The organism is Paenibacillus sonchi, from assembly GCF_016772475.1.
Lineage (GTDB): Bacteria > Bacillota > Bacilli > Paenibacillales > Paenibacillaceae > Paenibacillus_AQ > Paenibacillus_AQ sonchi.
In genome coordinates, this window is record NZ_CP068595.1 from 439773 (window position 1) to 457188 (window position 17416).

Here is a 17416-nt window from a genome sequence, read left to right on the forward strand (position 1 = left end):
GGTACGCGGGCTTACTTCTCAGAGATGAAACAGACAGATTAAGGAGCGCAAAAGCGATGACAGAATTACAGAATGTGCTTGTTCATAAGGAAGCTTTGCAGCAGAGAGTCCGGGAGCTGGGTGCGGATATTTCCCGTGATTACGCGGGCAAGGACCTGGTCCTCATCGGCATCCTTAAGGGAGCAGCCGTGTTCATGGCTGACCTGATGCGTGAAATCAGCTTCCCCGTAGGCATTGATTTCATGGCCGTCTCCAGCTACGGCACAGCGGCCACCACTTCAGGAGCGGTCATTATCAAAAAAGACATCGATACCGATATCCGCGGCCGCCATATCCTGCTTGTCGAGGATCTGATCGACACCGGCCTGACGCTGAAGCATCTGAAGGAGCATTTCCTGAACAGCGGCGCGCTCAGTGTGCGCATCTGCACCATACTTAACAAGCCTTCCCGCCGCCTCGCCGACGTAGAAGTTGAATATTCGGGCATCGAAATCCCCGACGAATTTGTCGTCGGATATGGCCTGGACTATGCCGAGCAATACCGGAACCTGCCGGAGGTGTGGGTGGTGAAGACGGGGGAAGCGTGAGCATTGTAGTATATAGAAAAAACAAGCCACATGGAGTAAAACACTCACATGTGGCTTGTTTTAGATTTTACGGTACAGGAGATTGCTCTGCGCTTCAATTAAACTATAATTTCCCGAATATCCAGACTGCGTTCTTTCGATAAATCTATAAATGCATCCTTTACTTTCACAAGGGGTCTGAAAAAATCCATAGGATTGTTCAATATAATTTCTCCTATGTGTCCATTGCTAAGCTGTACCTTCTTCCCGATCATATTAGGGAGCAGATTATGTATTAGCGCTTGCACGGGCTTCTCGTTCAGTTTACCGAATCCAAGCTCATACATTTCCTGCAAAACTGTTGAGAAGTTTCGCTTTGGCTGTTCTGCAGAAACAAATGTCTTGCTGATGAATTCATTGGCCACAGCAACAATCTGGGCATAGGGATGGATTTTTTCCTTATGTACTCCGAGCGGATAGCCTGTTCCGTCCTCCCGTTCGTGATGCTGCAGCGCCACTAATGCAGCGGTGTCATCTCTCAACGAATTGCGGATAATCTGATAACCTGCCGAAGTATGCTTCTGAAGCTCCTTTTCTTCCTCATCATTTAAGTGGCCGACCCGGTTACGGATGGATAACCGAACGCGGCTTTTTCCGATATCGTGGAGGTATCCTGCCCTGCAGATTTCAAACCGTTCGCTCTTCGGATAGCCTAGCCACTCAGCAATATAGTATGACAACAAACCAACCTGCAACGAGTGATTGTAAATGGTCTCATCTTCTTTTTGGAAACTGAATAGAAGGGTAAGCACGTCTTTTTGCTCATCCAGCTGTTCCAGCAAGGGCATCAGCGTCCATTCCATTTTCGACCGGTCAATCTCTCCCGAGATTATAGCCTCCAAAAAAAAGGCTTGGTATTCCCTAAGAGACTTATCATAATTAGGTTTGACTCTTAGAGGACGTTCAGTGCCATTAAACACCTCTCTGGCTATACGATCTTCTACACTGCCCTCAACATCCACAAATTTAATGCTGTGCTTATTCAGCAACGCAATATCCTCAAGACGGATTTTTGTCTTTTTTGCCAGTACATGAAGACCCTGACGGTTAAAAATATCGGTTTTCAGAACATCGCCGATTTTCAATTTCTTAATATGTATTCTCACCTTGTGTCCCTCCGAATGGATTAAGCCTTTATAATTCTATCGTAAGAACACAACGTTTTATAAATAGTTCTTAACACCCCTCTCTGACCGATTCTACATGACTAAAAGCGCATTTTGAAGAAAACTTCCTCATAGTTGGGGTAATATGGATAACTCACTTCAATTGTCAAGGTTGAGGATAATATCTATGATCTAATATTGTACCGACACGTGCCCAATATTTAAGTGTATGTCTCTCTAATACATGCTTCATTCCAGCTTTATCAACCAATACTTCCATATTTCCAAATTTTCCATGAATTGATTTGAAATTAGACAAGGCATTTACTACTAGTTGCTTGTCCCGCTTACTTATCATTCTTAGAATCGCTTAGGGATCCAACAAAATTAATTAAGCACATCGTTTATTTCCTAACGTTCTCATCAAACCACTTCTGTTTCTTGGCATAGCTGATTATATAGATAATAAATTGGATAATTTTGAAGATCATTTTGTTTTTCATTTCCCAATTTTTGAAAAGCATATCTTGCTTCAATTTTATTTCCTAACAAAACATTGCAACTAAAATGCAAACTTTTCCACTCATTGAAAGAGAATCTGTTTTTAATACTGATTAATTCCTCAAAATCGCCTTCTGATAAACCACTGACTCTGCGTGCTAAAATTTGTAGTTCATTAATTTTCACAATTGCAGCATCTATAGAAGAAGGATTATATTGAGTACTTTTATAATATTTTTTTAATATATGTTCTGCGATATCAAGAAGTTCCGTTCTATTTGAAACATCATAAGCATTAATACAGCGCAGATAGAATGTATTTGTATATGGAGAAACCACTTCATTAATATATGGATCAAAATCATCAAATGAATCTTTTAGCATTTGAAAATCCACATTGAGTCCAAAAGATAATGAATTCTTGTCTAATTGTATATAGAAACTATGCTTGTATATTTCATCAATATCATTCTTGCTCAATAATAATTCTATTTTTGAGACCGCTGGATTGAACGCATCAACGATTTTTTTATGTTCTAAAGGTTGATAATAAAGTATAAATAACTTATCACCAACTCGATAGTTAATAAGACGAGAGATGTCATTCTTAAGGCTTGAAAAGCCCTCCATTTTATTGAAATGATATAATTCGACTAAATGTTCAAATTGTTCATAAATACTTTTATGAGGATCAATCTGTTTAATGATCACATCTTCTGGAATATTTAAACTCTTATATATTTTCTGTACGTCTAGCATCAAGCTGTGTAAATGATTCACATCCTCTATCCATTTAATTACTTTTGGGTCACGAAAATTATCAAGGTTCTCCTCCATATGTGATTCAGAAAAAAAGTCTTTTAGAAATGCTAGAACCCTTATTTGAACTGCTACTGAGACAAAGTTCAACAAAGTAAACGTTACTTGATATGTTTCATTGTCATAAATAACCCGGAGTGCATCATCAAACTCTCTTATTGTAACGTGTTCTTTTATTATATTTTTAGTGATAAATTTATGAGTTTTACCATCCACATTTAATTCTTCTTGGCTTGTATTCCTTAGAACACTAATTCGCCCTAAGTTTAACGGAATCATAACGTCTTTATCTATTCCGTAAAGAATAAAATCATGCTCAAAAAGATTATTGGTAGCTTCATTAGAAGGTTCATATGTTAAACTATGTATTCCAAATCTTTCAAAAGACTCTTCCTGGTACTTACTACTTTCTATAAGAGTTAACGGTTGAAGTTTTTGTTCAGATAAAAACTTTCTACATACATCTTTTAAATTTGTTTCCTGGAGAGATCTTAATTCGACCCGCCGTGAACCTTGCTTTTTCTTCTCACTATAAACCTTCATAATACTTGAAAGTTCTTTGGGTAAAAGGTGTTTGTAGAATATTTTCACCTGACCTTCCTCTTTAATTTCAACGACAAATAGTAGAACTCCGCTATGTCTATAGTAATTTCGAAAATGTTTAAGAGAAAGACTAAAGGTTCGAATCCCTTCAGTAAATATTTCAACTTGCTTACCTTTAACTTGCACAGGAACTTTCCCTAAAAAAGTTTCAATTTTTCCTGAAGAATCCTCAAAAACAGAAATTTCACCGTCAAAAGAAACTCTTTTATCCCCTTCTGATATTTCAGGTAATAAACACGCTTCTGGACGATTAGCCTCACTTCTTATCGCATCAATTGCCAGCCTTTCGATTTGACCATTCGATAATTTCCCCATTATTCACCCCAAAACTATTACAATCGTAACTAGAATCTCACCTTTAATTTTGAATTTAAAGACCTGTACGCAAACCATACAATTCGTAGAAATCTGGTAAAATGAGGAACATGAGACGAAGATACGAGATAACCGATGTAGTGGAATATAATTGATCCCGATCCCCCTGTTGTCCCGCCCCCAAAAAACAAGGAGGCCGCCGCCCAAGAATATTCGACCGGGTGAAGTTTTAGCGTATCGTCCCCCCTTCCGTCCCCCTGAGGGGGCATGCAGGGGACTCATCCCCTGCACCCCACTGTTCGCCGTGTGACAGCCCAGCGACAGATTAGCCCCTTGGAACTTTAGAATATGGAACACCCGTCAAGACTACAATAACACTATCGGTACCTATTCCGTCCACTATCGAACAACCTCTTCCATTAGATTTTGGACTTTTTAGGGTAACAGAAACAGTAATTAATTTGTACGTTCTCTTGGCAATGATCTTAATATGAAATTTAATATATTTCTTTCTTAGATCTTTTGAAATTCAGTATGAAAAGACCAGCATAATGTGAAAATATGGACTAATTAAATCGGCTCTGAGGTAAAAAAACGCATTATAAACAATCTGACTCTGTTGTTCCTTAAAGTTACTCGAGCTTTAAATAAAAATCTTTTTAGATTCGATAATGGTCTTCCATTTCCATTTTAATTAACTTTGAATCGTGCAGTTCGTTCTGCTCAATCATTGTAAAGAGTTTTTTAGACAATTTATTTTGAATTGTTTTAAGATATGCTTTATATTTCTCCTGTGCCTCCCCCAAAGTTGAATTAATTTTTTGTCTTTCTCAGATCCGTATTCAACTTCTTCGAAAAAATCCTGAATAAAATATTGCATTTTTACCTCCAATGATTACTTGATTATGGAATAGGAATTGTTCTCGGTAGTTTTACTGGAATGCTAAATGTAGTTGAAGGCATTTTCATTGGCACGCCGTTTATAAACTCATCTGGAAGTGTTCGGAAGTGCATGTTCAAGTGGTAGAGCGGAAGTTTAGTGACCAAATAAAGAATTCATCTTCAGACTTATTCCACTCGCTCGTTTATAAGTACTCTGAGCAATAACTTGCATTCTTTAGCAATTGCTTAATTATTTCTTAATTGATTCCACTTGACACCGGATTTCCTTAAAATAAAAACCTTGAAAGACACATCCAATCAAGGTTTTTATTACAAAAATATGATTTTGCAACAGATCTACCAATCACCAATCAAATTTCAATAACTTTACAAATAAAGGCATTATATCATTTGCTCACATTTTATTTGTTCTATCTGAAAATTTTTAAATACTGGCAAAATACTACCTAAATACCAACTAAAATCAGTGATGTCGATATCACCTCCCGCCTTAATTTTCTTTCTTGCTACCGTTAAACTAAACATCATATGGGTTCTGTTAAATATTAGCAATTCACATCCAACTTCTGAATCTGCCCTCATCAACTCAACTCCAATTATCTCCTTTTGTTCTCTCTTTCTTTTCAAGATATCAAAGAGGCTGTCATTATTGAGAACGGTAGAGGTCCAATCGAAATCATCAACGTCACCTAAAGGTAATATTGTAACCTCCCCATTACTGTTTATATAATCCCAACCTTCATTTACAAAACTCTGAAATAAATCAGGTAGTGATAAATTTGCACCACTACGCTCGCCTAAATGTATATTTATTGAGGCTGATATTGACACAAGGTCCCCCTCCTTCTTGTTACCACTCAGTAAATTTAATTCCCTTTGATGTTAGCCAATCTTTAATTGCTTCTGGAATTGCAGTGTTAGAGTGCAACTCATATGATGCACCGTTCTGAGTTGCAATTTTCAATCTACTTCCCATATCTGATTTAAACTTACTTAGTTTATCAGCTGAACTTGTAATTAAGTCCCAATACCCTCCAGACTTTGCTTCATACCAAATATTATCTACAGCCCCATCAAATTCTCGACCTTGCATCTTGAAGCTTCCTCTACCTTGTAACGTTTTTACAAGAAAATCCTCAAAATCTTTCCCTATTAGTCCCTTTGCACTGTTTGCGGCACTGTTAACAACGCTTGCGCTCCCTTTACTAACAACGCTCGACACCGCTTTACTAAAAAGAGACTTGGCGGCTCCTGCTCCTGCTGTAACAACTGTATCAAATAGCACACCAGTCCAACTGTGATCCTCGTGTACACCATCACCATAGTCAAATTTATATATCCCCGTTGATTTACCGTTACTTTTCATTGCTTCACCGTTATGTTTCACATCAGCGGAATACGTGCCACTTTTAGGATTACTACAAGCTCCTGGATGGGAATATTTTCCGTCCCTTGATTCACACCATTTACCAGTTGGATCAACATATATCAGCGGATTATTAAGCACATACGTATACAAATTCAAACTCAGAGGATTATTAATCTGCCCTTCGTACGTATCCTCATTTAAAAACCGCCCGATACCAGGATCATAGTATCTCGCTCTTAAATAGTAAAGTCCTGTTTCTTCATCGTACATTTCCCCACTGTACTTAAATGAATTATTGATACCTTCGGTCTGATTTGTGATATTCCCCCATGCATCATAGGCATAGGAGTTTACTACCGCCCCAACTTTGTTCACAATCTGAACGACATCGCCGTGTCCATTGTATAAATAGTAGTAATCCTGAGCACCAGTGATATCCTTCTTTACAAGCAGTCGATCCCCACGGATATAATTCACTTTTTGCCCATCGCTCCGGGTTTCCGAGATCACTTTTCCCGATCCATTGTAATTATATTGTGTCGTTACTGTATCCTTTTTCTTCTGATATCTTAAGTTACTTGGCAGATAGTTAAATGAGATCGTGCTGGAATTTTTGGTAACTCCAATTAAGGTATTTTGTAAATCATACGTAAAACTTGTGTCGGTAATTTCATTTGGTATTGTACCTATGTCTGTAACAGTTTGCCGGTTTCCTTGCAAATCATAGGTGTACTGGGTGGTTCCTCCATCAGAACGTTTAATTCCGATCAGACGATTAAGTTTATCGTAAGTGTACCCAGTTGTCTTCTTTGTCTTCTCTAGTCCATTGTCGAGAGTCTCCTCCACTAAAGTTATATTTCCATTAAAGTCATACACATACAGGTAAGAAGAAAGCTCTGATGTATTAATCGTGTTCTTCATCGTATACATCCGGTTAAGTCCGTCATACGTAAACGTCGTTCTTAAAATCCTTCCGTCTGCCAATGTAGGATAAGTAATTGTTTTGATCTGACCATTCGGGAAATACTCATAGCTGGCATTTACAGTTGCTGCGCCATTCAAGGTAGTTTGCCCGTCCGTTTGAACTCTGTCCAGACGTGTTTTGCTGTATTGATAGTTGGTATAGAAACTGCCAACTCCATTCAAAGTACTTTTGAATTGAGTCGTACGATTTGCTTTGTCATAAACATACCCCGCTGATGCGGAATACCCCGTTGAAGTAGACGAGATTGTACTTACACGCTGTATTGAATCGATTGTCGTCGTTTGTGAAGAGGTGACACCATTTACAACTAGTTCATTTTTATTGTTCTTAATTCCATCACTTCCGAGTATAAAACTTGATTTTTGTATATTTCCACCATTTCCAGTAAGTGTGGAGCGTACTAATTGCTGAGTTTCATCGTATTGATAATCGAAAACTGTAGAATTCCGGTCGACACCTTTTTGAAGTAATCCAAGAGTATTATATGTCTTATTTTCATTCTGCGAACTGGCATCCTTCTTATTAATAAGCATACCAAGTTCATTGTATTCTTTACTTTTCAAGACAACCGGTGTGCTTGATGCATTTGCTTGTACCGTTGTTCGTGTGATTTGTCCATTTCTATCGTATTGATAATTTGTAATTTGATCTAAAGCATCTTTGACAGAAGTCAGACGATTCAAGGTATCGTACGTAAATTTTGTTGTCACTCCATCCGAATTCAAGTTGTTATTAGGATCAGTGTATCCTATGATATTGCCTGCAATATCATAGCTGTATAATTCCATCGCCATCGGGAATAACCTAGGCCAATTCACATAGGCAACATTGGAAATCACTTGTTTCCATTGATCATATTTTTGTTCTTTATAACTCGTCATTAAAGATGCAGTAGGATTACTACGATAGGCTGCAATATTTGAAGCTTCTACAATATAAGTTTCGATCTTCCGTCGAAATTTATTATTCTGAGTAACGTGTAAATTGCCAAAAGAATCTGTCGCCTCAATTTGCTCTCCCCAAGCGTCAAAGGATACGGTAGCCGTATTCCCAACAGGGTCGATGACATATACCGCTCTGCCCAAATCATCCAAATGATATTGAGTGACTGCACCGGTATCCAAAGTTTGTTCCAGCCTCAGTGAACCAAAACCATCATAATAAGAGTTCTTGTTCGATAAATACGTGACGGCTCCATTCGATTTCTGAGTATATTTCGTTTTGGAGTTGACCTGAAGATAGATAGTACTTTTGTTTTGTGCATCGAAAATGCTGCTGCTGCCGGAATAAATCCTCGTATATGTAAATTGATCTTCGGAATCATATTGTACACCGTTTAAGTTTGTAACGGTCGGATAAGTGACTGTTTTGACTCTCCCTAGTTGGTCATACGTATATTTGGTTTTTTTGTCCGCAGCATCGGTTACTTCAATGACTTTCCCGGAACCCATATCATAAGATATTTGCTTCTTCGTAGATGAAGCTGTTTTTTGTCCGGTAGCAGAGATGTTAGTAAAGTCACTGACTTCCTCAGTAGGAAAGCCATAGTTGTATTGAGAACCATAAGTCGTTGTAACTCTGGATACCAACCCATTATCCATAGGTTTCTCTATGATAATCTTACTTACTTTCCTAACGTCTCCCGGTAAATTTTCATAGAAGTAATTAGTGGTCTCATTTTTCGGATTGGTATAAGTTTTTACACGCCCATATTCGTTATAACTATAGCTCTCAGTTAATAATGTAGTGCTGTTTTGAAACCATGATTTTGAATTGAGCAGATGAAAATTCGGTTCATAGGTATACGTCGTTGTATACTTGCTTTTAGTATCTGCATCGTTTAATTGAGCGGATGTTAATTGTTTTGTCTCGCTTTGCAAAGCTCCCCAATCTGTATAGCTAACTTCCGAGTACAACAAGTTCCCCGTACTATCCGTACCTCCAGCAGCAAGTTCTGCATAGGTAGTCTGCGTGGGTAAATAGTTGAACACAGAATGAAACGCCGTATTTCGCGATTCTTTTCGTTCTCCATTAGCCGCTAATGTGCTGGTAAGAATATTCTGTGATTGCCCATTGAAAACCCTTGTAGTTGCAAGTCCATTGGTAGCCGAAGTGCTTTGCAGGGTTTTTATTGAGGAGAACGTGTAAGTGCTAGGAAGATAACTGATATCCTGATATAAAGGATATCCTGTATAATCTCCAGTGTACGTATAATTCTCCTTATTATATGAGCTATTAATAGTGTCATTCCTAGAGGTAATTCTATATTCTTCCCCTACACCATAAGGACCTAAATTTCGTGTAATCAATTCATATTGATACGAGGTGGAGGAATTAGGATAACTCACATTAGTTAATCTGAGATAACTATTATTGCCCGCATTCGAGTCAATGTTCTTCTGGTAGTAATTAAATTTAGCAAAAACTGAGCTGTCATAACCAAAATATGTTGATTCACCAATTTGATTAGTGACAATATTCAGTATTGGCGCATAACCATCAGGATTCCCATTAAAAGTAAGTGGGCTTCTACTTTTAGTAAATACTACTTTCTCTGTTTCTGTACCATTGGTATTCACGGTAACCGTAATTTTTTCTCCCGTAAACGTATCGGGCGTATTGAGATTCGTATCGTACGTGAAATTAACAATTCTATGTAGACTATCCGTAATCGAAGAAATGACTTTATTTGTCTCGCCATCATAGGTAACGCGGTCGATATGCTGGAACGTGATTGTATTTCCGTATCGGTCTACAATTCCTAACAATCTTCCATCTGAGGCGAAATATTCTCTCTTTTGGTCGTCATATTGCAGACAATACGTCGAACTGACTTGTCCATTATTAAATGTGCCGTTATCCTGATTAAACTGTAGGTTTTTTCCTTGGTATCCAGCCAAGTGCGTATAACTTCCCAAGCTGTCACTCGCATTAAAGTCAACGCGATATACAGCTCCTTGTCCATCATGGTAGAACAGATATCCATCGGCAGACTGAACGGAAGGAAACTGAAAGGACCAACCGATTCCCAAATCATAACGGGAAATTAAATAATTATATTTTTTAATCATTCCGTTACTGGAGGAGTCCCGCATATAAACAAAAGACTGATTGGAGTTATACATCACTCCAATGTTCAGATCCAGTCCATCACGTCCAGGTAAGCTGATTTCATTTTCTTTCCAGGTCAATGAACCAGAGACTGGATCGATAGACTCACTTGAACCATAATCATCTGCATATTGCGGCTTATTGGTTTGATTGATCATTTGCTGGGTAATCAAGGAATCAAATGCGCTGTTTACCATAGCATCAAAGGTTGAAATAGATTTGCTAAAGGTACTTAACGGCAACTTATTTTCAGTATAAACTGTCTCTTCTACGGAAACAGAATTTAAAACATCATCATAAACAGCTTCTTTAACCGTGGAAGGTAACATCTCCTCATTCAGCAGTTGCTTCTGTATGTCTTCCCATGCCTTTCCCCCATTTTTTTTCATCTGAAATATCTTATCTGGAGTCAGATTGCTGTCTTTAATTAGTAGATTAACCCAGTAAACATCTTCTTTCCCCGCCCCCGAAAGAAAAAGTTCGTCAATTTCTTCCTTTGTTAAATCTCTTAAAGTTGATTGATTTGATTTATTTGATTCACTGCTCAGTGCCTGTTTTGCTTTGTTTTTACTTTGTAAAGTCAGAGCTTTTATTCTTTCAATTTTTGGATTAAACCCGGAGTCATAGACCGAATTTGCAACTGAAGGCACATCTTGGAGTCTATGATTTGTTTTTGTTAATGAAGTTTGACTATCAGATGGAACTGCACTTTCAATATTGTCATTCGTAGTTTTTAGCGTCTCTTCTTTAATACCGGTTGCACTTGAATGATAGTTTGGCATCATGATTGTAACTGACAGGATAATTAAGAACAGTTTGCTCAGAAAAGAGTTATTCTTCAATTTGGTGTTCCTCCTTAGGATGTTTGTAATTATTAATCTAAATACGTGAATACTGGCTTCCAATTCGCCCCATCATAGCTGCTGTCCCATTTTTATTGAGGATAAAATGTGGAAATCCACTCCATATATAAGTGATTGATAGAATAACAGCTAACACAGCGACTAAATTGGAAATTAAGCTTCATCCTACAGTTCTCCTGTCATTGTATAATTTTTATCAAATAGTAATAGAAACGGGATGCATTCTTAAGGTCTTTCAATATAACCTCCCTCTGTCTTTTGAAACATTTTTAAGTTTGTAAATTTCCCCAAAGGAACTCTGGTTTAGGTTACGAGTAATCCCACACATACCAGGATTCATTGGGATAAATTACAATTGCCTCTGCTTTATGATCTCCGTCAATATCAGCTAACAAATATGACTTTGAACCGAACCCGTAGCCCGAGATCCAGATGTCGTAACTTGTGAATCTCTCACCGTCTGTTATAGATACATACCAACTTCCATGATTAACAATGACCGCATCCGACTTCCCGTCACCATTCACATCCGCTAATATTTGTTCTTCTGATCCAATTCCATGACCGTAAATCCAACGTTTGTACTCAATAAAGCTTTTACCATTGGATAATGAAACGTACCACGAACCCTCTTTTTCAAAGAAGACAACAGCATCCGCTCTCTTATCTCCATTCACATCTGTTAGAAATTCCTTTGTGGCTCCTACACCGTGCCCAGAAATCCATTTGCTGTACGCCTCAAAGCCTTTGCCCGTTGAAAGGGCCACATACCAATTTCCGCTATTTTCTATTACCGCATCCGCTTTTCCATCTCCATTCACGTCCGATAGGAATAATGCATTGGCTCCTACGCCATGACCGGAAATCCATAATTTATAGCCTTCAAACCCGCTACCATTGGACAACGCCACATACCAGCTTCCATTATTCTCTATGACAGCATCTGCCTTTCCATCGCCATCCGCATCTGCTAGAAATTGATGTCCAGATCCTACGCCATGTCCAGCTATCCATTTTTGGTAACTTGTAAATTGCTGACCATTGGAGAGTGAAACATACCAACTTCCACTATCTTTAAAAAATAAAACCGCGTCTGACTTTCCATCTCCATTTACATCCGATACGAATTGAGAATTTGAGCCAACTCCATTTCCTAATTGCCACTGGTTCAATGTTCTTGAGAGTGTTTTTTTGCTTAAAATGTTACCGTTTAAATCATATTCATATTTGGTAACTGAACTTTGATTTTGATAATCCGTTAAACGACCTGTCTGATCGTAAGAATAAAGATATCCATTATTAGCAAATAGTTTATACATTTCTTCTACAGTTTGAGCATTTGCTGAGATTGGTGTTGAAGATACAATAAATAATACGATCACAAAAATATGCGTCTTTATTATCAGGTTAAATCCGCATTTATTTTTCATTATAATCTTTATCTCCATTTCAAAATTCAGAAGTTCAAGAGGGTTTTCTTATCCGGTACATTCTTACATAAATATCATAAAAATTGCCAAAATACTAAACACATAGAGCTCTGCGGAATACCCCTTCGTTCGCTTGAGCAGATTTCCGTTTGCATCGTATGTATATTGAATCATGGAGTTATCCGGTAAGATCTCTGTTTCTGGCTAGGTCCTGCCATATCGACAATGACGTAGCTGGAGGCTTTAATGTCCTCTGCCCAGGTGTTAGAGAAGTAAAATATTTGAGACTTTCATAGTAGGATTATTTTTCTCCGTTCAATTATTGAGTTTTCTTAAGCAGGTTCCCATTGTTATCATAGTAGTAGCGAACAATAGTAGAATCTGAATTTCGTACATAGTCCAACCGCCCATTAGCATCATAATGATACTCTACTGGAGTATAAGATCTTGCGGGCAAATACAACTGGGCTTGTGGAATAACCTCCTTCACCTGAGCAGCACTTGACCAGGACAATTGAAAGGAAGCACCGCCATCGTTTTCAAAATATTCAATGCGTATGTCATAGTTTTGTCCTGCGATCAGGTTAATAGGGAGACTTGTCAATTGACTGGCCTGCGGTACCCATTTATCGATAAGTAATTGGCCGTTTACCCAGAGACGTACGCCATCGTCTGATTCTGCATAGAAAGTGTAGGTTCCGTTGTATTTCGGCCGTACGGTTCCTGTCCACCTGACTGAAAACGTATCTGCTCCTATGGAGGCATCCGGCGAACCTTCACCCCATCCAAAATTGATGCTGGCATCCGTGCGTGAGAGTTTAAAGTCTGTTAGGTCCGTCTTGTCATAGTATTCTCCCTTAAGCCCCACACCTTGAAATCCAATAGCTGATGAATACAGCTGGCTTTGAGGCACGAACTCTTTCACTTGAGTAGGACTTTCCCATAACAGTCCAATTGCTGCACCAACTAAATTTTCAAAATATTCGATTTGGATATCATATTGATTGCCTGCAACTAAATTAATCGTCTGACTTTCAAATTGATTAGATTGGTTCAACCAGCGATTCAAAATAAGCTTCCCGTCAATCCATACACGTGCTCCGTCATCTGCATTGATATAAAATCTATAGGTTTCGCTATACTTTGGCTTAATCTTTCCCGTCCACCGAATAGAAAAAGTATCAGGCTCCATAGAACTATCCGGCGAAGCAGTTCCCCAATTAAAATTGACGATGGCGTCCGTTCTAGTCAGTTTTAATCCATTGAGATCCAGATTGTCGTAATACTCCCCTTTAAGACCGGTCCCTTGAACTTCCGCTGGAAGATACAATTGACTTTGGGGCACGATTTGCTTGACCTGACTGGCACTCGACCACTGTAATATTGCATTTGCTCCCCCATCATTTTCAAAGTATTCGAGGCATATATCATAGTTTTGTCCAGCTGTCAGTGTGATTGGCAGACTGGTTAATTCACTGGCCTGCGGCACCCATTTATCCAATATCAATCGACCATCGATCCATAGCCTGACACCATCATCTGCAACCATATAAAAAGTATAGGTTTCGCTATATTTAGGTTTGATGGTCCCTGTCCATCTTACTGAGAATGTATCTTCTCCTATGGTGGAGTTTGGAGAACCTAAGCCCCAGCTGAAATTAACATTGGCATCCGTGCGTGTTAACTTAAGTCCATTGAGATCCAGATTGTCATAGTACTCTCCCTTTAGACCCATACCAGGAGATTCAGCGGGAGTATACAGCTGGCTTTGAGGCACAACCTGTTTATTTTGACTGGTACTCGACCATTGTAAAATGGCTGTCGCTCCCCCGTCATTTTCGAAATATTCTATCCGTATATCATGATTTTTCCCACTGGTTAGCGCAATCGGCAGACTGGTTAATTCACTGGCCTGCGGCACCCATTTATCCAGTATTAACCGGCCATCCACCCAAAGTCTGACACCATCATCTGCAACCACATAAAACGTATAGGTTTCGCTATATTTGGGCTTAATGGTGCCTGTCCACCGAACAGAGAATGTGTCTACCCCAATTGCAGAGTTTGGTGAACCTTCACCCCAATTAAAATTGATATTCGCATCCGTTCGTGTTAATTTAAGTCCATTGAGATCCAGATTATCATAGTACTCCCCTTTTAACCCATTGCTCTCCGCTGCTGAAGCTATCCATTTATTAGATGTGGTTAAATAATGCTGATTAAGAATAATATCCATGAAATTGAAAAGCAGGACAAGAGTAACTACCAACCCAGATATCCGTTTTATTAGTCTCAATATACTCATTCCCCTTATAAAGGTAGTAAAACCAACTTTAATTCTAGTATGGAGTCTCCTTGGGTATCGTTAAAACTTGATGATGTCCATTTCATCTAATCCATTACCGGTCACCGCTTTTCCATTACCAGCATTTAACACCTTATTACTCAGCTTCATTTGAAATAGCCTTGACGAGTCTCCACTTCTGAGCTGTTATATTATTCCGGGTTTAACGTACTTCAAAGCAACCATCACTGTGCATTTGTTCTGTTATATGAGTCGATCTGAATTTTTGTGCAATCTTTTTAGGATAAAGCCCTCTTAAATCATAAAATCCCCAATATCCCAAATATCTCAATCCACCTTCGTACTTATTAGATTCCCGTTCAGGTCATACGAGTATCTAACAACTTGATTATCCGGCATTCTTATTTGCACTAATCTTCCATTCGCATCATACTGATAGGTTGTTAATTGCTGGATAACGATATCATCGATCGAGAGGGCACCACCCCCGTGGATTCCCCAAAACAAATAGTAATTAGTTTGATCTCCTGTAGTAAACGTTACGGTTTTTGTTCCTTGAGTACCTGTGACATCGTTCCAACTGGTCCAGCCTTTCACTTCTGTATTATCGATCCCACGAGCGGAAAAATAAAAAAAGCGATTGCTATCTGTTGGCTGCATATCGATGGATCTATAAGCAAAGCTCACAGTGTAGGTTGTATTGCTCTGAAACTTCACTTTATTAGTATCCGTAGAGGCAAACTCGATCCATTCCTTGGATGTTGGGGAACTCAAATAGGCAGAATAAAATCCGTTAACTACCTTTGAAGGATCGCTCGAAATGATTCCAACTACAGGTAAAAAGTCAGTCCCACTATACGAACCCCTTTCAAAAGATTCACTTACTTTATGGATCGTGATATCATCCAAGGAAAGTGCGCCTCCCTTATGGATGCCCCATATCAAATAGTAATTTTCTTTGCTTCCAGTCGTAAAAGTTATAGTTTTCTTTTCCTTATTCCCCGTTGAAGCCTTCCAAGTCATCCAGCCCTTATCTTCCAGATTATCGGTGCTTCTAGCCAAAAAGTAGAAAAATCGCTCACTCTCCAAAGCATCCATATCTAATGATTTATAGGAAAAGGTCACTGAATACGTTGTATTCCCTTCGAACTTAAACTTACTGGGGTCACTATATGTAAATTCTTTCCACACCTTACTCAACGGTGATGTAAGATAGGCAGAATACTGTCCCGTAATTACTTTCGCAGGATCATTTGTAATCATACCGGAGCCCGCAGTAAAATTTGTATTCGTATACGCACCGCTTTCGAAAGATTCATTCGTCTTGGTGATCTCTATATCATCTAACGAAAGTGCTCCACCTTTGTAGATTCCCCAGATCAAATAGTAATTTTCCTTGTTTCCGTTGTGAATGTTACCGTACGGGTTCCCTTGTTTCCACTGACCTCATTCCAGGTAGTCCATCCCTTATCTTCTGAATCATCAGTACTCCTTGCCAGAAAATAGAAGCAGCGATTCGCCCCTGCTGGCTCCATATCAATAGCCTTATATGAGAAGGTAACTTTATAAGTAGTGTTTTTTTCAAACTTGACTTTATTCTTATCTGTGTATGCGAGTGCCTTCCAGTCCTCTGTCCGCAAGGAGCTGAGATACGCCGAGTATTGTCCGCTCACTGTTTTTGTTGGATCATTTGTAATCATACCGGAGCCTGCCAAAAAATTAGTGGAAGCGAACGTACCTTTTTCAAAAGATTCGCTACTGGCAGGAGTGGTTTTCACAATCTGAATGTTATCAATGGAGAGTGCTCCGCCTCCGTGAATTCCCCAAATCAAATAATAGTTTTCTTTATTTCCGGTTGTAAAAGTCATCGTTCTGATCCCACCATCTCCGCTCGCATCCGTCCAAGAGGTATATCCATTATCCTCCTTTGTATCTGTACTTCGCGCAAGAAAGTAGAAAAAGCGGTTGGCATCTGCTGGCTCATATCTATGGATTTATAAGAGAAAGTCACAGAATAAGTAGTATTCTTTTCGAATTTAACTTTACTTGAATCCGTATAATTAAATTCTTTCCAGACTTCTGATGGAAGGGCGTTTAAGAACGCAGAGTATTTCCCATTCACTACTTTTTGTGGATCACTGGTAATCGTCCCATTGACCGGAACATAACTAGTGCCAGCATAACTTCCACTTTCGTATGTTTCTCTAGGTACGATAATATTTTCCGCTCCAAATGCTTTACTCTGACCAATACTTAGCATAAAAATAAAAAAGACAGTCTGTATTAAATAGATGAATAACCTGGTTCTTTTCAAAAGATTCACACTCCTTAGGGGCTATAGGAAAATTCAATTAGCAGTTACTACGCGGCTGAGATTTGAACTAAAAAAGAATCAAGTAAATTAAATGTAACCTGCTATGCTTCACCATTATCTTGTCCCTTTTTATATAGATCGATAAAATTCTCAAACTCGTTGGAGG

General features: G+C 38.7%; 10 protein-coding genes. 1 reads left to right on the top strand and 9 read right to left on the bottom strand.

The features are described from left to right. The first annotated feature begins 56 nt into the window (after nucleotides 1-56). Nucleotides 57-587 carry a hypoxanthine phosphoribosyltransferase gene (hpt, locus tag JI735_RS02025; RefSeq protein WP_039833642.1) on the top strand — a complete coding sequence of 177 codons (531 nt, stop codon included), beginning with the start codon at nucleotides 57-59 and terminating at the stop codon, nucleotides 585-587. A gap of 98 nt (nucleotides 588-685) precedes the next feature. Here the strand turns inward: hpt and JI735_RS02030 are convergent, their stop codons facing one another. The 9 genes from JI735_RS02030 to JI735_RS02070 form a co-directional block, all read right to left on the bottom strand. Then, nucleotides 686-1711, bottom strand: a complete 1026-nt coding sequence (locus JI735_RS02030) for an HD-GYP domain-containing protein (protein WP_233476209.1) — start codon at nucleotides 1709-1711, stop codon at nucleotides 686-688. A gap of 444 nt (nucleotides 1712-2155) precedes the next feature. After that, nucleotides 2156-3970, bottom strand: coding sequence for a hypothetical protein (locus tag JI735_RS02035; RefSeq protein WP_039833644.1), 1815 nt, complete (start codon nucleotides 3968-3970; stop codon nucleotides 2156-2158). Nucleotides 3971-5254: 1284 nt separating this feature from the next. Continuing rightward, entirely contained in the window at nucleotides 5255-5704 is a 450-nt protein-coding gene (locus JI735_RS02040) for a hypothetical protein (RefSeq protein ID WP_039833646.1), read from the bottom strand. 19 nt (nucleotides 5705-5723) lie between these two features. Then, nucleotides 5724-11180 (bottom strand): RHS repeat domain-containing protein, encoded by a 5457-nt coding sequence (locus tag JI735_RS02045; protein ID WP_039833647.1) that lies wholly within the window; start codon nucleotides 11178-11180, stop codon nucleotides 5724-5726. Nucleotides 11181-11509: 329 nt separating this feature from the next. Then, on the bottom strand, nucleotides 11510-12649 hold the full coding sequence (locus JI735_RS02050; RefSeq protein ID WP_202676982.1) for an FG-GAP repeat domain-containing protein: 1140 nt from the start codon (nucleotides 12647-12649) through the stop codon (nucleotides 11510-11512). Between the two features lie 301 nt (nucleotides 12650-12950). Beyond that, nucleotides 12951-14867 carry a PA14 domain-containing protein gene (locus JI735_RS02055; RefSeq protein ID WP_202676983.1) on the bottom strand — a complete coding sequence of 639 codons (1917 nt, stop codon included), beginning with the start codon at nucleotides 14865-14867 and terminating at the stop codon, nucleotides 12951-12953. A 396-nt stretch (nucleotides 14868-15263) separates the two neighbouring features. Further along, complete coding sequence (locus JI735_RS02060) at nucleotides 15264-16319, bottom strand: RHS repeat domain-containing protein (RefSeq protein WP_202676984.1); 1056 nt, start codon at nucleotides 16317-16319, stop codon at nucleotides 15264-15266. Beyond that, nucleotides 16316-16804, bottom strand: coding sequence for a hypothetical protein (locus tag JI735_RS02065; protein WP_202676985.1), 489 nt, complete (start codon nucleotides 16802-16804; stop codon nucleotides 16316-16318). The genes JI735_RS02060 and JI735_RS02065 overlap by 4 nt, the downstream gene beginning before the upstream one ends. Further along, complete coding sequence (locus JI735_RS02070; RefSeq protein WP_202676986.1) at nucleotides 16801-17250, bottom strand: hypothetical protein; 450 nt, start codon at nucleotides 17248-17250, stop codon at nucleotides 16801-16803. Before JI735_RS02070 ends, JI735_RS02065 begins: the two co-directional genes overlap by 4 nt. Between the last annotated feature and the right edge of the window lie 166 nt (nucleotides 17251-17416).